Annotated in this window: 21 protein-coding genes and 1 tRNA gene; 12 read left to right on the top strand and 10 right to left on the bottom strand. The window is 45.4% G+C overall.

The window, feature by feature from the left end; translation table 11 throughout:
- Positions 1-43 precede the first annotated feature (43 nt).
- Positions 44-1399, bottom strand: coding sequence for an MATE family efflux transporter (locus tag DW096_RS14830; RefSeq protein WP_009037946.1), 1356 nt, complete (start codon positions 1397-1399; stop codon positions 44-46).
- A gap of 114 nt (positions 1400-1513) precedes the next feature.
- Between DW096_RS14830 and lysS the strand changes: the two genes are divergently transcribed.
- The 4 genes from lysS to DW096_RS14850 all read left to right on the top strand — a co-directional run bounded on the left by lysS (position 1514) and on the right by DW096_RS14850 (position 6609).
- Positions 1514-3244, top strand: coding sequence for a lysine--tRNA ligase (gene lysS, locus DW096_RS14835; protein ID WP_009037945.1), 1731 nt, complete (start codon positions 1514-1516; stop codon positions 3242-3244).
- Between the two features lie 98 nt (positions 3245-3342).
- Positions 3343-4338 (top strand): NAD(P)H-dependent glycerol-3-phosphate dehydrogenase, encoded by a 996-nt coding sequence (locus DW096_RS14840; protein ID WP_009037944.1) that lies wholly within the window; start codon positions 3343-3345, stop codon positions 4336-4338.
- A gap of 48 nt (positions 4339-4386) precedes the next feature.
- Complete coding sequence (locus DW096_RS14845) at positions 4387-5724, top strand: glucose-6-phosphate isomerase (protein WP_008664064.1); 1338 nt, start codon at positions 4387-4389, stop codon at positions 5722-5724.
- Between the two features lie 129 nt (positions 5725-5853).
- Entirely contained in the window at positions 5854-6609 is a 756-nt protein-coding gene (locus tag DW096_RS14850; RefSeq protein WP_008664065.1) for an HAD family hydrolase, read from the top strand.
- Positions 6610-6664: 55 nt separating this feature from the next.
- Here the strand turns inward: DW096_RS14850 and DW096_RS14855 are convergent, their stop codons facing one another.
- Positions 6665-7291: a hypothetical protein gene (locus tag DW096_RS14855; RefSeq protein WP_008664066.1), complete on the bottom strand. Its 627-nt coding sequence runs from the start codon at positions 7289-7291 to the stop codon at positions 6665-6667.
- 202 nt (positions 7292-7493) lie between these two features.
- Here DW096_RS14855 and DW096_RS14865 point away from each other — a divergent pair, with 202 nt between their 5' ends.
- Complete coding sequence (locus tag DW096_RS14865) at positions 7494-7931, top strand: PepSY-like domain-containing protein (RefSeq protein WP_005833165.1); 438 nt, start codon at positions 7494-7496, stop codon at positions 7929-7931.
- Positions 7932-8353: 422 nt separating this feature from the next.
- Here the strand turns inward: DW096_RS14865 and DW096_RS14870 are convergent, their stop codons facing one another.
- The 5 genes from DW096_RS14870 to DW096_RS14890 form a co-directional block, all read right to left on the bottom strand.
- Positions 8354-9235, bottom strand: coding sequence for an alpha/beta hydrolase (locus DW096_RS14870; RefSeq protein ID WP_117749123.1), 882 nt, complete (start codon positions 9233-9235; stop codon positions 8354-8356).
- Between the two features lie 108 nt (positions 9236-9343).
- Positions 9344-10174, bottom strand: a complete 831-nt coding sequence (locus DW096_RS14875) for a MerR family transcriptional regulator (protein ID WP_005827229.1) — start codon at positions 10172-10174, stop codon at positions 9344-9346.
- A gap of 90 nt (positions 10175-10264) precedes the next feature.
- Positions 10265-10738: a hypothetical protein gene (locus DW096_RS14880; RefSeq protein WP_005827232.1), complete on the bottom strand. Its 474-nt coding sequence runs from the start codon at positions 10736-10738 to the stop codon at positions 10265-10267.
- 6 nt (positions 10739-10744) lie between these two features.
- On the bottom strand, positions 10745-11296 hold the full coding sequence (gene msrA / locus DW096_RS14885) for a peptide-methionine (S)-S-oxide reductase MsrA (RefSeq protein WP_225982599.1): 552 nt from the start codon (positions 11294-11296) through the stop codon (positions 10745-10747).
- A gap of 211 nt (positions 11297-11507) precedes the next feature.
- Positions 11508-11580 (bottom strand) — tRNA-Arg (locus DW096_RS14890).
- Positions 11581-11792: 212 nt separating this feature from the next.
- On the opposite strand from DW096_RS14890, the gene asnA reads away from it, so the two are divergent.
- On the top strand, positions 11793-12830 hold the full coding sequence (asnA, locus tag DW096_RS14895; RefSeq protein ID WP_008664075.1) for an aspartate--ammonia ligase: 1038 nt from the start codon (positions 11793-11795) through the stop codon (positions 12828-12830).
- 104 nt (positions 12831-12934) lie between these two features.
- Positions 12935-13597, top strand: coding sequence for a uracil-DNA glycosylase (ung, locus tag DW096_RS14900; protein ID WP_005827240.1), 663 nt, complete (start codon positions 12935-12937; stop codon positions 13595-13597).
- A gap of 3 nt (positions 13598-13600) precedes the next feature.
- Here the strand turns inward: ung and DW096_RS14905 are convergent, their stop codons facing one another.
- The 3 genes from DW096_RS14905 to DW096_RS14915 all read right to left on the bottom strand — a co-directional run bounded on the left by DW096_RS14905 (position 13601) and on the right by DW096_RS14915 (position 18748).
- On the bottom strand, positions 13601-16378 hold the full coding sequence (locus DW096_RS14905) for a putative LPS assembly protein LptD (RefSeq protein ID WP_005827242.1): 2778 nt from the start codon (positions 16376-16378) through the stop codon (positions 13601-13603).
- Positions 16379-16457: 79 nt separating this feature from the next.
- The gene (locus DW096_RS14910; protein ID WP_005827246.1) at positions 16458-16994 is read right to left on the bottom strand and encodes an HD domain-containing protein; all 537 of its coding nucleotides are present in this window, start codon (positions 16992-16994) and stop codon (positions 16458-16460) included.
- 20 nt (positions 16995-17014) lie between these two features.
- Positions 17015-18748 carry a glycosyltransferase family 39 protein gene (locus tag DW096_RS14915; protein ID WP_117589117.1) on the bottom strand — a complete coding sequence of 578 codons (1734 nt, stop codon included), beginning with the start codon at positions 18746-18748 and terminating at the stop codon, positions 17015-17017.
- Between the two features lie 187 nt (positions 18749-18935).
- Here DW096_RS14915 and DW096_RS14920 point away from each other — a divergent pair, with 187 nt between their 5' ends.
- The 5 genes from DW096_RS14920 (at position 18936) to DW096_RS14940 (ending at position 22023) form a co-directional block, all read left to right on the top strand.
- Positions 18936-19313, top strand: a complete 378-nt coding sequence (locus tag DW096_RS14920) for a GtrA family protein (RefSeq protein WP_005833184.1) — start codon at positions 18936-18938, stop codon at positions 19311-19313.
- Between the two features lie 51 nt (positions 19314-19364).
- A complete protein-coding gene (locus DW096_RS14925) occupies positions 19365-20336 on the top strand; it encodes a glycosyltransferase family 2 protein (protein WP_098032134.1) in 972 nt (323 codons plus the stop codon).
- 358 nt (positions 20337-20694) lie between these two features.
- Positions 20695-20982, top strand: coding sequence for a hypothetical protein (locus tag DW096_RS14930; RefSeq protein WP_005827260.1), 288 nt, complete (start codon positions 20695-20697; stop codon positions 20980-20982).
- Positions 20983-21238: 256 nt separating this feature from the next.
- Positions 21239-21721, top strand: a complete 483-nt coding sequence (locus DW096_RS14935) for a GNAT family N-acetyltransferase (protein WP_005833190.1) — start codon at positions 21239-21241, stop codon at positions 21719-21721.
- Positions 21718-22023 carry a DUF3795 domain-containing protein gene (locus DW096_RS14940; protein WP_120028810.1) on the top strand — a complete coding sequence of 102 codons (306 nt, stop codon included), beginning with the start codon at positions 21718-21720 and terminating at the stop codon, positions 22021-22023. The genes DW096_RS14935 and DW096_RS14940 overlap by 4 nt, the downstream gene beginning before the upstream one ends.
- Positions 22024-22056: the final 33 nt, after the last annotated feature.

Here is a 22056-nt window from a genome sequence, read left to right on the forward strand (position 1 = left end):
ATTCTTACGGAATATCTACAGAAAGCATATGAAAAATTTTATTTTAATGTGCTGCAGCAGTCTTAAACTTACGGAATTGATAAACCAGCATCACCAGTGCTATCAAGCTTGCAAGCAAATCGGATACCGGCATACTATACCACACCCCGGCCACGCCAAAGAAGTGCGGCAGAATAAGCAGACAAGGAAGCAGAATCAGCATCTGCCGCGTAAGTGAAAGGAATATCGCCTTGCCCGCCATCCCTATACTTTGGAAGAAATTGGAGGTTACCATCTGGAAACCGATAATGGGGAAGAACATCACCGTAATACGCAATCCCGTAGCCGAAAGTTCCGTCAATTCTGCGTCTGATGTAAAGATACCCACCACCAGATTAGGTGCCAGCATCCCTACCAAGAAGCCAAAGGTTGTCACACAGGTGGCATAGATTATTGTCAGTTTCAGTACCTTGTTCACCCGGTCGTACAACTTTGCTCCGAAGTTATATCCGGCAATGGGCTGCATTCCCTGGTTTAATCCCATCACAATCATAACTACGATAAACACCAAGCGGTTCACAATACCAAAGGCACCGATAGCCAAGTCGCCTCCGTACTTCTTCAATCCCTGATTGATAAGGATTACAATAAGGCAAGCCGCCAGGTTCATCAGAAAAGGAGACATACCGATAGCCAGTGAATCAAATACAATCTTACGCTTCAGACGGAAGATACCCCGGCGGAAGTGCAGCAATTCATTGGCGTTATTGAACTGCTTGAGTTGCCACAGCAAGGCAATGACCTGCGCAGACACCGTAGCAATGGCAGCCCCGCGAATCCCCCAGTCGAACATAAATATAAAAATAGGAGCCAATATCGTATTGATAGCCACCGTAGCAATAGTGGCATACATCGCCTGCTTGGGATGTCCCGAAGCACGCAGCACCGCATTCAGACCCAGATAGAGATGGGTAACAACGTTGCCCAACAAGATTATCTCCATAAACTGCCGCGCATATTCCACCGTCTCATCACTGCCACCAAAGAAATAAAGGATAGGATTAAGAAAAGGAAAGACTATAACGGTAAACGCCAAACCCAACAAAATATTCAGTACAAACACATTGCCCAGCACCCGTTGCGCCGTATCATAATCCTTCTGTCCCAGCTTTACCGAAATCAGTGTAGCAGCACCTACGCCTACCAATGCACCGAAAGCAGCCCCGAGGTTCATCAACGGGAAAGTCAGTGCCAATGCCGACAGAGCCATGGTCCCCACACCGTGACCGATGAAAATACTATCTACCATATTATATAAAGAAGATGCCGTCATGGCAATGATTGCCGGCACGGCATACTGCATCAAGAGTTTTCCGATGCTCTCCGTACCCAACGCTGTGGGTGTCTTTTGTGCTGTCATACTATATACCTATTTCTTTTTACCGGGTGCAAAGGTACGTATTTTCCGTCAAAAGGTTCGCTATCTGAAAAATGTTTCGTACTTTTGTACCCAAATTGAGTGAAATATAGCGAAATGAACGTATTAGAACTAAGTGAACAAGAAATCATTCGTCGCAACAGTATGAATGAACTTCGCGCGATGGGCATTGAGCCTTATCCCGCAGCAGAGTATGTAACAAATGCTTTCTCTACCGATATTAAAGCTGAATTCAACGACGATGCAGAGCCTCGCCAAGTGTCCGTTGCCGGACGTATCATGAGCCGCCGTATCATGGGTAAAGCATCTTTCATCGAATTGCAGGACTCCAAAGGACGCATCCAGGTATATATCACCCGCGATGACATCTGTCCGGACGAGGACAAGGAGATGTACAATACCGTGTTCAAACGTTTGCTCGATTTAGGCGACTTTATCGGCATTGAAGGATTCGTATTCCGTACCCAAATGGGCGAAATCAGCATCCATGCCAAGAAGCTGACCGTACTTGCAAAGAGTATCAAGCCCCTGCCTATCGTGAAATATAAGGACGGCGTGGCTTACGACTCTTTCGAAGACCCCGAACTCCGCTACCGCCAGCGTTATGTAGACCTTATCGTGAACGACGGCGTGAAAGAAAAATTCCTGAAGCGCGCCACCGTCATCAAGACCATGCGTGCTGTGCTGGATGAAGCCGGCTACACGGAAGTGGAGACGCCGATTCTTCAATCCATCCCCGGTGGAGCAAGCGCCCGTCCGTTCATCACCCACCATAACTCTCTGGATATAGACCTCTACCTGCGTATCGCCACCGAGCTTTACTTGAAGCGACTGATTGTGGGCGGATTCGAAGGTGTATATGAAATAGGCAAGAACTTCCGTAACGAGGGTATGGACAAGAACCATAACCCGGAATTCACTTGTATGGAGCTGTACGTGCAGTACAAGGACTACAACTGGATGATGAGTTTTACGGAGAAATTGCTGGAACGCATCTGTATCGCCGTAAACGGCTGCACAGAAACCGAGATAGACGGCAAGAGCATTAGCTTCAAAGCTCCCTACCGCCGTCTGCCCATCCTGGAAGCCATCAAGGAAAAGACCGGATACGACCTCGAAGGCAAGAGCGAGGACGAAATCCGCCAGGTGTGCAAGGAACTGAATATGGAAATTGACGACACCATGGGCAAGGGCAAGCTGATTGATGAAATCTTCGGAGAATTCTGCGAAGGTACTTTCATACAGCCCACTTTCATCACCGACTATCCCGTAGAGATGAGCCCGCTGACCAAGATGCACCGCAGCAAGCCGGGACTGACCGAACGTTTCGAGCTGATGGTGAACGGCAAGGAACTTGCCAACGCTTACAGCGAGCTGAACGACCCGATAGACCAGGAAGAACGCTTCAAAGACCAACTCCGCTTGAGCGAAAAGGGAGACGACGAAGCGATGTTCATCGACCAGGACTTCCTGAAAGCATTGCAATACGGTATGCCTCCCACATCGGGCATCGGTATCGGCATCGACCGTCTGACCATGTTAATGACGGGCGAATCCTTTATCCAAGAAGTACTTTTCTTCCCGCAGATGCGTCCGGAAAAGGTTATCCCCAAAGATGCTCCTGCACGATACACAGAGCTGGGCATCCCCGAAGACTGGGTGGCTGTAATCCAGAAAGCCGGCTACAACCTGGTGAGTGACATGAAAGATGTGAATCCGCAAAAACTCCACATGGACATCTGCGGTATCAACAAGAAATATAAATTGGAACTGGCAAACCCGACCGTAAACGAAGTTGCTGACTGGGTCGGAAGAATTAAGAATTAAAAATTAAAGAATTAAATAGGCAAGATTAAAGATAAGAGGAGGAGGAAGGTACTCCTTTCCCCTCTTTTAATTTTTAATTTTTAATTATTAATTTCGATATGAAACTACCCGGTAAGATAGCCATCATGGGCGGAGGAAGTTGGGCAACTGCCATTGCAAAAATGGTTCTGTCACAAGCGGAGTCTATAAATTGGTACATGCGACGCGATGACCGTATTGCCGACTTCAAACGGCTTGGTCATAACCCTGCCTACCTGACGGGCGTCAAGTTTGATACCAAGCGTATCAACTTCAACTCCAACATCAATGATGTCGTGAAAGAATCTGATACGCTCATCTTCGTTACACCTTCCCCTTATCTGAAGGTTCACCTGAAGAAACTGAAGACTAAGATTAAGGATAAATTCATCATCACTGCCATTAAAGGTATTGTGCCCGATGACAACTTGATTGTCTCGGAATATTTCACTAAGGAATATGGCGTCCCAGCTGAGAATATTGCTGTATTGGCAGGTCCCTGCCATGCGGAAGAAGTGGCTCTGGAACGCCTTTCTTATTTGACCATTGCTTGTCCCGACACCGACAAGGCTTGCACCATTGCCCGCAAACTGGCCAGTTCATTCATCAAGACCTCTGTCAGTAATGACGTTGCCGGCATTGAATACAGTTCGGTGCTGAAGAATGTATATGCCATTGCAGCCGGTATCTGCAGCGGTCTGAAATATGGCGACAACTTTCAGGCTGTGCTCATGTCCAATGCCATACAGGAAATGAACAGATTCCTGCAAACGGTACATCCGCTGAACAGAAACGTAAGTGATTCCGTTTATTTAGGTGACCTGCTGGTGACGGGATATTCCAATTTCAGCCGCAACCGCACATTCGGTACGATGATTGGCAAGGGATACTCCGTGAAAAGCGCGCAGATTGAGATGGAAATGATTGCTGAAGGATATTACGGTACAAAATGTATCAAGGAAATCAACAAGCATTATCATGTCAACATGCCTATTGTAGATGCAGTATACAACATTCTGTATGAGCGTATCTCGCCGACGATTGAAATCAAGCTGCTTACCGATTCATTCCGGTAAGCGCGAAAAAAGATAAAACGAAATACTGAATTTAAAACCTAGAATATTATGATTAGTTTGAACATTGAAAAGACTCTTGGATTCATCTCCAAAGAAAACGTTTTCGCCTATGAAGCCCAAGTAAAGGCTGCACAGGAAGCATTAGAGAATGGTACCGGTAAGGGCAACGACTTCTTAGGCTGGCTGCACCTCCCCTCTTCCATCACTAAAGAGCACCTGGCCGACCTAAAGACTACCGCACAGACGTTGCGTGACAACTGCGAGGTAGTAGTAGTTGCCGGTATTGGCGGAAGTTACCTCGGTGCACGTGCGGTGATAGAGGCTTTGTCAAACAGCTTCACTTGGTTGCAAGACAAGAAAACGGCTCCGGTCATTCTGTATGCAGGACACAATATCGGTGAAGATTATCTATATGAACTCACCGAATACTTGAAAGACAAGAAATTCGGTGTTATCAACATCTCCAAATCCGGTACTACCACTGAAACGGCCTTGGCGTTCCGTCTGTTGAAAAAGCAATGCGAAGACCAACGCGGCAAGGATATGGCAAAGAAGGTTATCGTTGCCATCACCGATGCCAAAAAGGGCGCTGCCCGCGTAACGGCCGACAACGAAGGCTACAAATCCTTCATCATCCCCGATAACGTGGGCGGACGTTTCTCCGTACTGACTCCGGTAGGCTTGCTGCCCATCGCAATAGCAGGTTTCGACATTGAGAAACTGGTTGCAGGTGCAGTTGCCATGGAAAAGGCTTGTGGAAAAGATGTTCCGTTTGCAGAAAATCCTGCTGCCATCTATGCAGCTACGCGTAACGAGCTCTACAAGAACGGTAAGAAAATTGAAATCCTCGTAAACTACAATCCCAAACTGCACTACGTAAGCGAATGGTGGAAGCAGCTTTATGGTGAATCCGAAGGTAAGGAAAACAAGGGTATCTTCCCTGCTGCCGTAGATTTCTCCACCGACCTGCACTCCATGGGACAATGGATTCAGGAAGGCGAACGTACCATCTACGAAACTGTCATCTCCGTGGAGAAGACACAGCACTCCCTGCAAGTACCTTCGGACGAAGCCAACCTCGACGGACTGAACTTCCTGGCAGGCAAGCACGTGGACGAAGTGAACAAGATGGCTGAATTGGGCACACAGCTTGCCCACGTTGACGGCGGCGTACCCAACATGCGCATCGTTATCCCTGCACTGAATGAAGAAAGCATCGGAGGTCTGCTCTACTTCTTTGAAATAGCTTGCGGTATCAGCGGTTATATTTTGGGAGTCAATCCGTTCAACCAACCGGGTGTGGAAGCATACAAGAAGAATATGTTTGCATTGCTGAACAAGCCCGGCTACGAAGAAGAGTCCAAAGCTATCCAGGCAAGACTTTGATAAATTAAGAATTGAGAGTTGAGAATTGAGAAATGGCTGCACAACAAGTGCGAAGAGAACCGTTCCCCGATTCTCAACTCTCTATTTATCTACCCCGCATTTTTAAATTCTCAATCCCCAATCTACCAAGTGTTCGAAAACTCTATCGCCCGTTATCTGGAAAAGCACGGGCACCCCTACATCCAACTGAAAGCCGTTCTTTTTGACATGGACGGTGTGTTATTCAACTCCATGCCCTACCATGCCGATGCCTGGCATAAAGTAATGGAACGTCATGGCCTGCACTTGAGCCGTGAAGAGGCATACATGCACGAGGGACGTACCGGAGCCTCCACCATCAACATCGTTTATCAACGCCAGTATGGCAAGGATGCCACTCCCGAGATGATAGAAAGCATCTATGCAGAGAAAAGCGCCGAATTCAGTACCCACCCGGAACCGGAACGTATGCCGGGTGCTTGGGAAGTGCTGCAAAAGGTAAAAGCGGCAGGACTTATTCCGGTACTTGTCACCGGTTCGGGCCAACACTCCCTGCTGAACCGCCTTGCCCACAACTTCCCTGGTATGTTTCAGCGCGACCACATGGTGACCGCCTTTGATGTGAAATACGGAAAGCCTCATCCTGAGCCTTATCTAATGGGACTGGAAAAAGCCGGAGTACAAGCCAACGAAGCTATAGTTGTAGAAAATGCACCTATCGGAGTACAAGCCGGAACAGCAGCCGGCATATTCACTGTGGCAGTCAATACCGGTCCGCTGGACAGGCAGGTATTACTGGATGCCGGAGCAGATTTATTGTTTCCGTCCATGCAGGCGCTTTGTGACGACTGGGAAAGGTTGCAAACCGCATTAGATGCCAGTAATAGCCTTCGCCACAAAGATTGACGGCGACCCAAACAATATAACAGTTGATTGGAGCTTATATAACCAAGTAATACCATTACTTGATATACAGAAGACATCTATTGTCTTTCTTCTTAAAGCGCTCCAATCTACCCATTTTCTCCTTCTCGGTTTCTTTAATAGGGAACGTTATTCTACAGGTATCTTTATCATAATCATACAATTCTCTGGCAGGAACTACATAAACAGATTCCGGACTGTCACCACACCATCCAAAGCCAAAAACATAAAACAAGTTTTTTATCGGACGGTTCAACAGATTGGAATTCATATACCCCTCGTACTTTTCAATGTCTTTTATATCGAGATAAAAACCTATCTTACTTCGCCATTTACATTCTACAGCTATTATATCTCCAACTTCATGAATGGTACTCGTTGTGGTAACACACTCCATCAACAAATCCGGAGATGATGAAGACAGAGGCCTATACCCCTCAATGTATTTATCACCTCTCCAATCTAAAAGCCGCCAAAATATTTTCTTATCACATAGATCCGAATAACCATCTTTACTAATATTGGAGTTCTTCACAACCCATTCCTCAAATCTATCTCCTAAATATTTACTTTTCTTCCTTTCTTTAAAATATTGAAAGGTATCCATAAACCGATATTGGAAAACACCTACAAAATCATCGATAAACTGATTTAATATTTTCATAGCCATAATAGTCTATTGTGTCTTTAAATAATATTCATTGCAAACAAAAATTCATAGGTGAAGAGCCGCAACACCCATTTTCAAAAATAGATTTTTTTTCATTTCCAAAAATAGAGTTTTTTTCCCAATTCTTTCCAGATTTCCTTCCCATCTTTGCAATACAGAAAACAAATAAAGTATTAATTATTAAAAATAGAAAAGTATGAAAAAGTTAGTTATGATGTTGGTTTGTATGTTTGCAGTGCACACAATGGTAATGGCAGATAATGATAAGCCGATAGAGGTGAGCCAGTTGCCGGCGAAGGCGCAGACATTTATCAAGACTTATTTTAAAGACCATAAGGTGGCAATGGCTAAATTGGAGTCGGGAATGTTTTATAAAAGCTATGATGTGGTGTTCACGAATGGGGAGAAGGTAGAATTTGATAAATCGGGAGAATGGAAGGAGGTACGATGCAGACAAAGTGAAGTTCCTGCACAGATTGTACCGGAAGCGATACGTAACTATGTAAAGACCAATTATCCGGATGCAAGAATTCTTCAGATTGAGTACGATGACAATGAGTATGAGATAAAGTTGTCTAATCGTTGGGAAATTACATTTGACTCTAAAATGAGGGTGATTGACATTGACGATTGATGACAAGAAAGATTTAGAATATGTAGATTATAAAGTAAAGTATCAAGAAGCTGAAAACAGTTGCTTGGAGAGGGTTTCTCCAGGCAACTGTTTTTTTTATGCACTTCCGTACGGTAGCAGGGCATATGGTGCTGCGCTCATTGTACAACAGTGGTTGTACTACTATTCCAATTGCCCGGAGTCAACGAAGCCCCGGCTGCACTTTTGCAGTTTTTTAATCAGTGTGTCCGGAGAAGGACACTCAACCTTCTCCGGAGCTGAAAATACTGATTTATAAGGAAACGGCGCTTCTCGGCGCTTCCTGCCGGAAGGCGACTCAGGCTATGACGCTTTCAGGATTTCGGCAGACCTCACCATGGTATAGGTAGTCCCCTTAGTACAATGGCGCATATCATTCAGCTTACTGAAAAATAAAGTTTTTTTCAGAGAGGTTTGTTCGGCAGAGAAATTCCAACCGCAGAACGGAAGAACAACGTTTTCAGTCCGTCATAAAATCCCGGAAGAGCAACCGTTCCATGCGTCTCTTCCGGGAACTTTTTTGATACCACCCGCAAATGCCGCTTCTCCATACGAGGAACTGCACTCCCTATAAAATCATCTGTCAGGGGAAAGTGGATCAGCTTCCTATCAAGACGCGGCTGAGTGGCAAACGCAACATACAGTTGCTTTCCTGAAAAGTCAACCTTATCCACCTGCCGTTCTACCTGTTTCTGAAAATATCCTTTATCCCACCATAAACTGGGGTCTATGGCGATGTATGTATCAAATGCACCGGGATAATTCAGCAAAACATGCAGCGTGAACAACCCGGCATAAGAATGTCCGGCCAACAAGTGTTGTCCATTCACCGGCAAGTCTTGTTCCACTGCGGGGCGTAGCTCCTCCGTCAGAAAACGGCAAAATTGTCCTGCCCCACCCCCTTCCGGTTTATCGCCCGGACGGACAGTTCCGTCACGCCGGGCAGCGGAACAGGTTGGCGTAAAGTCTCTGGTTCTGTTTGTATTCAGGACAGCCACAACGATACAGGGCGGTAAGGAAGAAACTTTGGAGGTGGAAAACAAGCGAGTAAAACCTACCACCGAATGAAAAAAAGAATCACCGTCCAGCAAATAAAGAACCGGATAACTTTCCTCTTTTTCACCCGGGCGGGTTGCAGGTACATACACCCAATATTCTCTAGCCTCATTCAAGACATGCGAAAACAAAGTGTGGCGAGTCCCGATAGAAATAGCTTCTTGCGCTCTCAGCGGAAAACCGAGCCAAGTGACAACTACCAATATAAACAGAATATGCAGGCTTCTCATTTCAATTCTTTTTTCAGTCTGCAAAGTTCGCAGAAAATAAGTTGACTACCTATCCCTATTTTTAGGTATTCTCACGGTTGAAAGCTTTCCGCAAAAATCAAAGGCTGATTAAGAAAGTTTGATGGGCAACTGAATTTCCGTCATCCATTCATCCACCGTTTCTTTGTTCCAAATGCCGTCAATATGGCAAAACCGGGGACGGTCAATGACCTCGTATCCATTTGCCTCGGCATACGCAAAAAGCTCGGCGAAAGTTTCGGGCATATGCTCATAAGCACCGTAATGGTTGACACAGAGCGCAACCGGTACTTCCGGAAGTTCCTTGAATTTAATCAGTTCCGAATCTTCCTTGCGTTCAGCCACCGCTTCAAAAAACTCGATATCAATATCAACCCCATATTCCTCATTATATTCCACCGTGAAACAATATTCCGGGGCAGGACATTCACAACCCAAACGGTACATTTCAGGCCCGATAATATTCGGACAAAGATTGAACAGTTCCTGATAAGAGTCTATTTTACGGCGATGGGTAGCAAAAATTCTTGAAGGGAGGGATTTCTTAAACACTTTTTCCATAACATTCTCTTGTTTATGGAGTAAATTTTCCAATTTGGCAAGTTCGGTCTGCCGCCATATCAAGTGTTCAATCTCGTTTTTGCAACGTTCTATTTTAACCTTCAACAATTCAGCATCCGGAAATTCCTTGCCATCGGCAAACAACTCGGATATCTCTTCGAGGCTGAACCCTAATTGCTTGAGGTAAACAATACGGCTCATACACCGGAGCTGGCTGATGTCGTAATAGCGATACCCCGTCCACTCATCCACTTCAACGGGTATCATCAATCCTATCTCTTCATAATGACGAAGCGTCTTAACGGTCACTTGGCAAAGTTTGGAAAACTCTCCGATTTTAAACTTCATTTTATTCTTCATAAACTCATGCGCATTTTGTTTATGAAGCAAAGATAGGTCCTGCCCTTAGGGACGAGTCAAGAGATTGCTTCAAAAAAAACACATATTTCACTATTCACAACGGCAATAGGTGTTTGCACCGCACGTACAACGAGGCAACAGCTGCTCACTCAGTTCATCGCGGTAAAATTCATACAGCCGCCGGTACATGGTTTCATAGAGTGAGGCAACTTGTTTCTCCTGCTCACTTTCATTTTGAAAACGATTTTTAAAGGGATCTTCAAAATCAAAATGCACCTGCTGCTTGGCATCCAGAGTGATAAACTTCAGTTCTTCTCCGGCTTCTTTACATAGGGTAATCACGTAGTCCCACGACCGGTGCGTATAGGTCCCGACACCAGACGGTTTCTTGCGAGACACGCTGAAACCATTCTGTTCCATCACATTGCACACGGCATCGGGAACGCAGTTCCCCTCCATAATTCCTGCCGTAGAGATATTCATTCCCCTGCCAAATGCATGCAGGAGTTCCTGCGCGATACGGCTGCGGCACGTATCTTCATTACTTATTAACAGTATATCCATTGTCCGTTACTTTTCCAGGTTTAAATACTCGCCATCTCCTTCTTTCTTCATCTTCGCTTTACGTGCCAGGTCGAACAAGGTGGGGTTAATGTGGCAATATCCACCAGGATTTTTGTCCAGATAGTCTTGATGATAATCTTCGGCGAGATAGAAGTTCTTCAAAGGCTCTATCTCTACAACCAACGGACGGGAGTAGTTGGCAGCCAGCCGGTCAACGGTTTCACGAATAACGGGCAGGTCGGCGGTATCCGTATAATAGATACCCGTGCGATACTGTGTACCTCTATCCCCCCCTTGCTTATTGAGGCTGGTAGGGTCAATCGTTTTGAAATAAAGGTCGATAAGGAAAGGCAAGTCCACCTCATCGGGATCATACTGTACTTTTACGGTTTCGGCAAAGTCCGTGGTACCGGTACATACCTGCTGATAGGTAGGATTGGCTATATTTCCATTGGCATATCCCACCTGGGTAGCCTCCACACCTTCTATTTGTTTCAGGAAATGTTCGGTACCCCAAAAACATCCTCCTGCCAGATAAATCTCTTTCATTGGTTTCATGTCTGTTCTCCTTTCTGACCGTCCTTCCGGCTTACCGGCATAGGACAGACAAGTCATTAACATTGCAAAAATAAATATTATTTGTTTCATACCTCTAACTCTATGGAAATTATAACAAGAAAGAGAACCGTATGGTTGACTTTTCTGGATGTATTGTATAAAAAGAAACTCCCTTTGCAAAGTATTCATGCAAAGGGAGTTCCTTTCTTTGTGACCCCGGTGCGATTCAAACGCACGACCTTCAGAACCGGAATCTGACGCTCTATTCACTAAGCTACGGAGCCAAATGTGGATGCAAAAGTATAAAAAAATTAGCAGATTCCTAACATTCAAACGCTTTTTATATCAAACCGAGGAATATTTTTATTATTACTTTGAGAAGACTAACCGCAATTACACAAACATTTTGTTCTTTTTTCCCACAAAACAGAAGCAAGTATCAATATTATTCCTATCTTTGCCGAGCAATTTAATAGAAGTTATACTGAATAAATTTATGAGCTACCTGATAACACCTGAAGGTTACAAACCTTTATTGGACCTAAAACAGACTGAATTAGGGATTAAACAAATTAAAGAGTTCTTCCAATTGAACCTCTCTTCCGAACTGCGCCTGCGACGTGTGACAGCTCCACTGTTCGTATTGAAAGGAATGGGTATCAATGACGACCTCAATGGAGTGGAACGTGCCGTAACTTTCCCTATCAAAGATTTGGGCGACGCCAAAGCTGAAGTGGTGCACTCCCTCGCCAAATGGAAACGCCTCACGCTTGCCGAATACCATATCGAACCGGGATATGGCATCTACACAGACATGAATGCCATCCGTGCCGATGAAGAACTGGGCAATCTGCATTCCCTTTATGTAGACCAGTGGGACTGGGAACGCGTCATTACTGCCGAAGACCGCAATGTGGAATTCCTCAAGGAGATAGTAACCCGTATCTATGCAGCTATGGTGCGCACAGAATATATGGTATATGAGATGTATCCGCAAATCAAGCCTTGCCTGCCCCAGAAACTTCACTTTATCCATGCCGAAGAATTGCGCCAACTGTATCCGGACTTGGAACCCAAATGCCGCGAACATGCCATTTGCAAGAAATACGGTGCAGTGTTCATCATCGGTATCGGATGCAAGCTGAGCGACGGCAAGAAGCACGACGGACGCGCCCCGGACTACGACGACTATACCAGCAAAGGGCTGAACGACCTCCCCGGACTGAACGGTGACCTCCTGCTATGGGACCACATCCTGCAACGCAGCATCGAACTTTCCTCCATGGGTATCCGCGTAGACAAGGAAGCCCTGCTTCGCCAGCTCAAAGAGGAAGGCGAAGAGGAACGCCTGGAACTTTACTTCCACAAACGCTTGATGAATGATACACTGCCGCTTTCCATCGGTGGCGGTATAGGGCAGTCCCGCCTCTGTATGTTCTATCTGCGCAAGGCGCATATCGGTGAGATACAAGCCAGTATCTGGCCGGAAGATATGCGCAAAGAGTGCAAGGAACACAATATACACCTGATTTGATATACATTTATCCCGTCATATAATATAAAGTTCACCCCCTCAAAAGGTTGGACTTTATTTTTTATTTTGTACTTTAGCATCCGAAACTACTAACAGATCCAATTATGAATGTTCAAATAGAAGAAAGCTGGAAAGCACATCTGCAACCTGAATTTGAGAAAGATTATTTCCGTACATTGACTGATTTTGTACGGGACGAATATGGGAAATATGCAATATATCCTCCGGGAAAGCTGATATTCAATGCATTCAACCTATGCCCTTTTGACAAAGTAAAAGTCGTGATAATCGGTCAAGACCCCTATCATGGTCCGGGACAAGCACACGGACTTTGTTTCTCCGTAAATGACGGTGTTCCTTTCCCTCCTTCCTTACTTAATATTTTCAAGGAAATAAAAAATGACATTGGCACTGATGCCCCCACTACCGGCAATCTGACACGCTGGGCAGAGCAAGGCATATTGCTGCTCAATGCTACCCTCACCGTACGTGCACACCAAGCCGGTTCTCACCAAAACCGAGGTTGGGAAACATTTACAGATGCGGCTATCCGCATTCTCGCCGAAGAAAAAGAGCATCTTGTATTTATTCTTTGGGGAGCCTACGCCCAACGTAAAGGGGCATTCATCGACCGTAGCCGACATCTGGTACTCACCTCGGCACATCCATCTCCCCTATCCGCTTATAACGGCTTCTTCGGGAACAAGCATTTCAGCAAAACAAACGAGTATTTGCGGGAACATGGAGAGACGGAAATAATTTGGTAAACATCAATACCACTGAATATTACTCTGAGTCTGGCTTCTCTGTTCCCATTTCAAGTCTTGCAGGATACTTGCATTGGCACGGATGGTAAAGTTATAGTATTTCCAGCGTCCGAAAGGTGATATGGCAGCCGTCATGCTGAAACAGTGCAGGTCACGTGTGATGTTGAAAGCGGTCTGCGTTATCTCCTTCGCATTGAAGTCATAACCGGAATTGAAGCTGACAGCCCATTTATTGGTAAGCTTGACGTTACCGTTTATATTAAGGGAATTCAGGCTGAATTTGTACGGATAGCGCATGTTCTTACGATTAATGGGCTTACTGGTGTCTTCCGTAATATTGAAACCGGTACTGAAGTTGATAGACCAAGGCATCTTGAATACCTGATAGCCGTCAGCATCGGCAGCAGCCTTTTCCTTCTTCTTCTTCGGAGTGCCGTCCTCGGTAGTTTCCCCCTCCATGTCACCGTCTTCCTCCGTCGAGGCATTCTGGTCTTGGCCCTGCTCCTCGTCATCCTTCTGACCGGTGAAGAAGTTCCTTATTTTCTTCCACGAATCATTGTTCACGGTCCAACTGAACGACGTACCATATCCCGACCAACGACCGAAACGGCCATACGACCATTCCGTACGGTTACCGGGCACCACCCTTCCGTTCTCATCAAACTCGTAAGCATAAGTGGCAAAGGTAGAGCTCATACTCAACGTATAACTCTTGCTCAACTTCAGACGGAGATTAAAGCTCAAGTCACTCCAAGGACGCACCTGGGCAGCCGTGTTGTAACTGATACCCATACTCAAATCGTCAATCAGGCTCACCTTGCGGATAGAGTCATTCTTATCCTTGAACTTCATTTCAAGGTTATTGGAGATATTGAAACTGATAAGCCCCTGCTTTCCTCCACTTGGCGGACTGAACACCTGACCGGCATAATAGGAATACTGCACGGTATCGCGAATGCCGTTCTGGTCTTTTATATAAGAGTCATAATAGCCAAAACGGGACGAAGTGAAATCGGGTGCAGCGCTGAAACTGATGGAGGGAGTGATGACGTGACGTATCTGTATCTCCTTCTTCTTCATAAACAATGGCTTGTACATACCATAAACTTTGGTATTGATACCCAGACTGGCACTGTAGTCGTATACACGGTGAAAACCGTAGGTCGTATCATTCACCTCCTTGCCTTGCTCATCGTCCCAGTCCTTCTTCACCTTGCGGGTGTACCAACGCTCCGTATAGTTTACGGTAGGCGTCACATTGAAGTACTTGAACAAAGTAAACGTGGCACTTACCGGAATCTCATGCTGCATACCGTTCTCCCAATCGCGTATCAGGTTCTTCTTGAACAACAGATTGTCCTTCGTCTTGATACTGTTCTTCACACGGCCAGTATAGCGAACGGAAATCTTCTCATACCACTTTTCATCTCCCACTGCATGTTTACGCTTGAAAGGGAAAATGGTACTCAAGGAAATGGTCATGTCCGGTAAAGTCACCGCGATAGAGGAGTCGCGCATGGTCTGGGCAATATTACCTGAAGCGGAGATGCTCAGATGCTGGTCGGGAAAGTTACGCGAATAGCTGACACTGGAAGTCTTGGTATTCTGCGACATTGCCTGGGAGTTGTACATATTGCCGATATTGGTACGCTCATAACTACTGGTAGCAAAGTTCACACTGGCAGAAAAGGTAGAATTCGGACTCGCTTTCGGGTCCTGCCGGTGAGACCACACCACCTTGAAGTCTTTGGCAACCGAGTAGTCGGGCAAGCCTTTGTCACCGGTCTTGGTCACCTGATAGCTTGCCTGCAGCAAACCGGAATATTTGTAACGCTTCACATAGTTCGACTCCATATTCAGCGCCCAAGAACCTTTCGTGAAGATATCCGCCCGCAGCTTCAAGTCCATTTGGTCACTGATGGCGAAGTAATATCCACCGTCCGTCAGACCGAAGCCACGATTGGAGTCATCCATATAGGTAGGCATCAGAAAACCGGACTGGTAACTGCTAGAAAACGGGAAAAAGAAAAATGGAACGGCAAGCGGAAGCGGCACATCCTCTACTACCAGATAGGCAGGTCCCGTCACCACGTTCTTTTTCGGACGTACCTTGGCATAAGTCATCTGCATATAAAAATGGGGGTGGTCATGATGGTCACAAGTCGTGTAACGACCGCTCCTCATATAGAGTTCATCATTATTCCCTTTCTTGGCATTATTACCGGTCACGTATCCCTCGCCCTGCTGGCTGACAACATTGCTGATAAGACCTCTTTTACTCTTGAAGTTATAACGGATAGTATCGGTTTCGTAGGAGGTGTCCCCGTCTTTGAAGACCGGTCTTCCCTTGGCTGTTCCTACAGAATCGACCACGCCACGGGCAAAAACCGTACTGTTGTCCATATCCATAGAGATGACATCAGCCTCCAGGTCAGCACCCGGATAACTCACCTTTCCCTGGCCGTAAAGATGGGCAAAGCCACTCTGCGTAAATACAATGGAGTCATTGGCTTCGTAGGCTACGGGAGCATCCAATGCATCCTTCTTGGGAGGCGCAGCCGCTACCGTATCTTGTTGCAACGAATCGGCAGGAAGCCCCTTTCCCCCTTGCAGGGAGTCTCCCATCTGCAAACTATCCCCTACCTGCAACGTGTCTGTCCGCTGAATATTCGGAGGCGCAACCTTCGCTCTACGGCGCTGAGAAGCAGCCCCACCGGAGAGAAGAAGCAAGACGAATAGTAGTATGAATGATATGAATGTATTTGCTTTCAATGGCGTCATTAACTAATAGTTTACGCTTGGAGGGGCAAAAGTACATAATTTATACGGATAATCTCCCTTTTTAAAGAAATTTAGATTGCTACAAGAACTGTTCGCACCAATTATCAAAGCGCCGTACCCCTTCTTCACCATAACGTTCCAAACTTTTTCGGGCTTTTTCTACACTTTTCTCCTTTTCCAAATGAGTTTTTGAATAAAACTTATCGGCAAAACAGATAGCTTGTTCTTCCAAGCTGACCGGAACCATTTCACGATGCGGTACGGGCAAATCCTGCGCAATGATTCCCTCCAATGAAAGTCCGGCACCCGTATGGCGTTCACAAACCAAAGCATGGCGGGGATAGCCTTCGCCGCGTATCAGGTCGGCTCCCAAATAACCGTGACAGATATAAGGCTTGTCGCCAAAACAATGGATACCTGCCGCATCTGTAAGAAAAATGCCTATATCGTGCAGCATGGCAGCCTCGTACAGAAAATCCTTATCCAATGAAAGTTCCGGATGGCGGTCGGCAATCCATAACGACTTGTCGGCTACGGAACGGCTGTGCGTCAACAGTATATGCCGCAACTCATTCTCTTCCGGATAATATTTGTTAATGATATCTATCGGATTCATTTTAAGTTATGAGTTATAAATTATGGGTTATGAATGTCAATCGCCCTAAATTTATACATGCAGATTTCATTACGCATATCACAACTGCGTCTGTCTGTACGGAATATCTTTTCCAGATGATACGTCTGTTCCAGCTCTCCCAACATATTCTCCTCCTCCTTTACGGGAACCAACAAATAGCCCTCCCCGCTGGACGGACGTTCCTTTTCAATGTGCCGCATGCGGTCTTTCAGATAGAAGTTAACACCATAGAAACTCATTTTCGAGTAAGAATAGACCACACCTTCCGGAACATACGTATTGACCCTTTCAGCCAAATGTTTATCTGATTTCACAGCCAGCACCGTGGGCTGATAAACCGAATCCAATGATACGAAAAGACAAAGCATACATCCTGCTATACCATATAATAATGACCGGCTATCCGCACGCTTTACCACCATACATAATGTGCAGACAGCGGCTACTACGGGAAGCGCTACCAGGAGCCACTTGGGAACAGACAAAGCCACATCCTCCAACGCATGCATAAAGGCTACATTCTCAGCGGCATGGCGTCCACTTCCAAAAACGCTGTCGGGAACCAGGCCGAGACGAACTACGACAAAAACAAGCGTAAGCAACAAGCCCAAAGAAGCAAAGATGATTGCACAAATCCTGAAAACTCGTGCCCCCTTTTGTACCAAAGCCAACAGATACTCAGCTATCAGCACTGCCATAAACGGATAGATGGGAAGCAGATAAACGCTCCGCTTACTCTTGGGGATGCAGTAGAAGACAAAGATTATCAGAATGACCAGCCACGTGAACAATTGTACCGGAGACTGGTTGCGGAAAGCAGTCCAGCCCTTCTTCAACCGCAACAGCAGGGTCTCCCCTTCCGGCAGACAACGCATGTTTTTCCACTTCAAGCCAAACAAGGAAACTACCAGAACCAACGTCCAGGGAATCCATCCCCAAATCAAAGTCAGGAAATTATACCATATAGGATTTTCATGGGACTCGTAGGACATTTTGCCCATAAACCGCCTGGTATTCTCCTCCAGAACCAAATCGAGGAACGGTTGTCCACCTTGTCTGTAAGCTACGTATACCCAAGCTAAATAAGGAACAAAAGAAAGCAAGCCGATACCTACCAACGAGAAAAACGCTTTCCAGAAAGAACGTCCGCGCAACAACTGATACACACCGATACACGCGCAAGGGAATATGGAGCCTACCGGCCCTTTGGTCAACGTGGCACATCCCATCAGCAACACCGCAAGCCAAGGCACTCCGCGGCATCCCTTCTCATCCCAGCGGAACAGCAGACAAAGGGAAATAACGATAAAGGCAACCTGAACCATATCGACCCGACAAGCGACAGCCGCCCGATGCACCTCGAAAGAAGACAAAAGAAGAATAGAGGCCAGAAACGCCGTTTGAACGTTTTTACGTTTTGCCACAAAGGCAAAGAACATTAACTGCATGGCTAAAAAAGCCAATGCAGACGGGAAACGGGCAGAAAACTCCGTCACCTCTCCAAAAAGGGAAGAGACGGCGGCTATTGACCAGTAGAAGAAAGGGGGTTTATAAGCAATATCAGTACCATAGTTCACCGGAAGTATCCAGTTTCCACTTTCCAGCATAGAAAGGGCAACAATCGCCTCCCGCGGTTCCCCCTTGGAATAAAAAATGGTTTCTCCCAGAAAGGGAACAACCACAAGCACACTCAGCAGCGCAATAAACCAGAACGCCTTCTTTCTGTCCGACATACCTTATTTGTTTTTTATGTTTTCTGGACGCAAAGATAGCGCAAACCGAAAGCAGATGCAAATTTATTTGCAATTTGCTGAGATGCAGCTTAATTTCGCAAAGCAAAATTACAAATAATTCTGAAACAATGCCTAACTTTGCCGCCCCAATGATAATGGCAACAGAGAGTAGATATTTAATGTTAAGATGAAGCGGCTGAAACAACTACCGGAATTTGTACGCTTCGTAATGGTGGGCATCTTTGCGACAGCTCTGCACTACGGATTGTATTTTGTATTACAACGGGTTATCAATGTAAACATAGCCTATACACTGGGATATGCTCTCAGCTTCATCGCCAATTTCTATCTGACCGCTTACTTTACCTTCGGCCGAAAGCCCTCATGGAGAAAAGCCTTCGGATTTGGAGGAGCACACTTATGCAGCTATCTGCTACACATGGGGTTGCTGAACCTCTCTCTCTGGATGGGCATCCCCAAACCTCTGGCCCCCATTCCGGTTTTCGCCATCGCCATTCCGGTCAACTTCTTACTCGTACGTTTCGTTTTCAAAAGAAAAGAGTGATAATTTGTTTTTCTCCCGATTTCTTACGAATATTGCAAAAAGATTTGTTCTATGATGGAAAACTCTCCCATACTCGCCGTTGTCGTACCTTGCTACAAAGAAGAGGCAGTGCTGCATGAAACCCATAAACGATTGAGCCAATTATTCGACCGGCTGATACAAGCCCGGCAAATTTCCCCGGAAAGCTATATATTATATGTAAACGACGGAAGCACCGACCAGACATGGGCTATCATCAAAGAACTGCACCAAAATACGGCCTATGCCTGCGGACTGAACCTGGCAGGAAACGTAGGACACCAGAATGCCCTGCTGGCAGGACTCAATGCAGTAAAAGACCGTTGCGAGATAGCCATTTCCATTGATGCAGACTTGCAAGATGACATCCAGGTGATTCCGGACATGATAAACAGCTATAAAGCGGGCAATGACATCGTTTATGGCGTACGTAAAGAACGGAAGACCGACACTTTCTTCAAACGCAACACCGCTTTGGTCTTTTATCGGCTGATGAAGGCAATGGGGGTAAAATCCGTCTACAATCATGCCGACTACCGCCTGATGAGCCAGCGGGCTGTACAACACCTATGCCGCTTCCGCGAGCGCAACCTTTTTCTTCGGGGACTGGTTCCCCTCATCGGCTACCAGACGGACAGCGTGTACTACAATCGTGACAAGCGTTTTGCCGGAGAATCAAAGTATCCTTTCCGGAAGATGCTTAATTTTGCCATCGACGGTATCACTTCCTTTTCCGTCAAACCGGTCCGTATGATTTTTTGGATAGGCTGCATCTTTATTCTTGTGGCACTGTGTGTCACCGGATGGACACTTCACTCTTACACACAGCATAACGCCGTCCCCGGATGGTCATCACTGATGATTTCCGTCTGGCTGGTAGGAGGTGTGATACTTGTGTCGCTGGGGATTGTAGGCGAATACATCGGCAAAATATACATTGAGGTGAAGGACCGACCGCGCTACAATGAAGAAGAACTGCTGATGCCGTCCGGCAAAACAGAATAAAAGAAGCCCATCATCATTCTACACAAAAGTTTTAAAAAGGAAAAACACTTCTCACACTATCACACTATAATAAAGGTATAGGGAACAGTGTGTGTCTTTCTTGCCGACAAGTTGGCAAGATTTTGCCACCCTATTGGCAAGACTTTGCCATAGGCATGGCAAAAGTTTGCCAAAAGCATGACAATGGGTTGGCAAAATTACTCTCTGGCAGACAATGAGTTAACATAACTATCAAAATCGTATCGTCACATCAGTTTATATCAAAAAACACAAAATCGCTTGCGAAAGCGACATAAATGCCGTATCTTAGTACACGTGCAAGCAGACCATTTTGCTTACACATGATAAAAATCTGCTTATGGGAACATTAGGCTGCATCAATGACATGCTACAAAGGGATAAAGAGAACCGTGCTCTCCGCAAGTTGAGCAGAGGACGGATGCGGGAGCACTACAAATACCTTGTAAAAAGGAAAGGTCCTGAGAGAGCCGATGTAACCATTGAGGAAATAGAAGAAATCCGAAGAAATACTACTGAAAAGGAATTATCAGATAAAGAACATCTATTCAGGGCAAAGACGATTCTTGCAGCATGTGCTTTAGTCTTGCTTTTATTGGGAGTACTTTGTTATAAATTGTTCTTATAAGCAGGTCTGAAACCGATTGACAAGAAATCTACCCGGTTAAATTCATCAGCCATTGGCTGGCGATTGAAAGCAGATTCCCATGCTTCATAAAAAATTCGCATACTTTTTATATTCGAAGCAGAGAATCAACAACTTGGTTTCCTAAACCAATAAATTAGAAATGAAAAAATTATCTTTGCAAACACAATAAATACATTGAAAGACTTTCTGTTAGAACATGGAACATCTAAAAGCATACATTTTAGCACTTAAAAACATGAATACAGATTTTACAATTAGAATTGCCCAACAGTCTGATGCCCTTGAACTTATGAGTTTGTTTCAAGAGACAGTCCTCCATATAAACAAACGTGACTATTCAGAAGCAGAAGTGGCAGATTGGGCATCGTGCGGAAACGACCTCTCCCACATAAAAGACATGATTAAGACACATTATTTTATTGTGGCAACCAATCAACAGTCACAGATTGTCGGCTTTTCATCCATTACCCACCAAGGATATTTGCATTCTATGTTTATTCATAAAGATTTTCAAGGTAAAGGCATTGCTACCATACTTCTAAATGAGATAGAACGGTATGCAACCGCAAGAGGAATCATGCGAATTACATCAGAAGTAAGCCTGACAGCCCGTCCATTCTTTGAGAAAAGAGGCTATATAGTAGAAGTGGAACAGAAACGCAAAGCCAACCAACTTTATCTCACCAATTTTTGGATGGCGAAAAGGCTGGCTGAATGAAATCGTATAACGGACGTATTCCTGCTTGTGGTGTCTTTTGTGGTGGTTGTCCCATATACACAAGAGAAAAAAGTCCCTGCAAAGGAGCAGAACAGAATGGTTCTCGCTGTGAAAAATGTAAAACATTCCATTTATGTTGCTTGGAAAAAAGAATAACACATTGTTTCCAGTGTTCTGATTTCCCATGTACTAAATTCAAAAGATTTACCAAACGTTGGCTAAAATACGGACAAAACTTCATTGAAAACCAAAAGCTTTTAAAAAACGTAGGTGAAGTTAAATTTTTAAAGTATTATCACTAGTGTCCACTAAAAATTTTTTGGTCACTAGTCGGT

Origin of the sequence: Bacteroides sp. AM07-18, assembly GCF_003602695.1 — a bacterium.
GTDB classification, from domain to species: domain Bacteria; phylum Bacteroidota; class Bacteroidia; order Bacteroidales; family Bacteroidaceae; genus Bacteroides; species Bacteroides uniformis.

What these genes read in the sequence shown, in the direction of transcription:
- DW096_RS14830 (WP_009037946.1), bottom strand. Translation starts at nt 1,399, where the DNA reads ATGACAGCACAAAAGACACCCACAGCGTTGGGTACGGAGAGCATCGGA.
- lysS (WP_009037945.1), top strand. Translation starts at nt 1,514, where the DNA reads ATGAACGTATTAGAACTAAGTGAACAAGAAATCATTCGTCGCAACAGT.
- DW096_RS14840 (WP_009037944.1), top strand. Translation starts at nt 3,343, where the DNA reads ATGAAACTACCCGGTAAGATAGCCATCATGGGCGGAGGAAGTTGGGCA.
- DW096_RS14845 (WP_008664064.1), top strand. Translation starts at nt 4,387, where the DNA reads ATGATTAGTTTGAACATTGAAAAGACTCTTGGATTCATCTCCAAAGAA.
- DW096_RS14855 (WP_008664066.1), bottom strand. Translation starts at nt 7,291, where the DNA reads ATGAAAATATTAAATCAGTTTATCGATGATTTTGTAGGTGTTTTCCAA.
- DW096_RS14865 (WP_005833165.1), top strand. Translation starts at nt 7,494, where the DNA reads ATGAAAAAGTTAGTTATGATGTTGGTTTGTATGTTTGCAGTGCACACA.
- DW096_RS14870 (WP_117749123.1), bottom strand. Translation starts at nt 9,235, where the DNA reads ATGAGAAGCCTGCATATTCTGTTTATATTGGTAGTTGTCACTTGGCTC.
- DW096_RS14875 (WP_005827229.1), bottom strand. Translation starts at nt 10,174, where the DNA reads ATGAAGAATAAAATGAAGTTTAAAATCGGAGAGTTTTCCAAACTTTGC.
- DW096_RS14880 (WP_005827232.1), bottom strand. Translation starts at nt 10,738, where the DNA reads ATGGATATACTGTTAATAAGTAATGAAGATACGTGCCGCAGCCGTATC.
- msrA (WP_225982599.1), bottom strand. Translation starts at nt 11,296, where the DNA reads ATGAAACCAATGAAAGAGATTTATCTGGCAGGAGGATGTTTTTGGGGT.
- asnA (WP_008664075.1), top strand. Translation starts at nt 11,793, where the DNA reads ATGAGCTACCTGATAACACCTGAAGGTTACAAACCTTTATTGGACCTA.
- ung (WP_005827240.1), top strand. Translation starts at nt 12,935, where the DNA reads ATGAATGTTCAAATAGAAGAAAGCTGGAAAGCACATCTGCAACCTGAA.
- DW096_RS14905 (WP_005827242.1), bottom strand. Translation starts at nt 16,378, where the DNA reads ATGACGCCATTGAAAGCAAATACATTCATATCATTCATACTACTATTC.
- DW096_RS14910 (WP_005827246.1), bottom strand. Translation starts at nt 16,994, where the DNA reads ATGAATCCGATAGATATCATTAACAAATATTATCCGGAAGAGAATGAG.
- DW096_RS14915 (WP_117589117.1), bottom strand. Translation starts at nt 18,748, where the DNA reads ATGTCGGACAGAAAGAAGGCGTTCTGGTTTATTGCGCTGCTGAGTGTG.
- DW096_RS14920 (WP_005833184.1), top strand. Translation starts at nt 18,936, where the DNA reads ATGAAGCGGCTGAAACAACTACCGGAATTTGTACGCTTCGTAATGGTG.
- DW096_RS14925 (WP_098032134.1), top strand. Translation starts at nt 19,365, where the DNA reads ATGATGGAAAACTCTCCCATACTCGCCGTTGTCGTACCTTGCTACAAA.
- DW096_RS14930 (WP_005827260.1), top strand. Translation starts at nt 20,695, where the DNA reads ATGGGAACATTAGGCTGCATCAATGACATGCTACAAAGGGATAAAGAG.
- DW096_RS14935 (WP_005833190.1), top strand. Translation starts at nt 21,239, where the DNA reads ATGAATACAGATTTTACAATTAGAATTGCCCAACAGTCTGATGCCCTT.
- DW096_RS14940 (WP_120028810.1), top strand. Translation starts at nt 21,718, where the DNA reads ATGAAATCGTATAACGGACGTATTCCTGCTTGTGGTGTCTTTTGTGGT.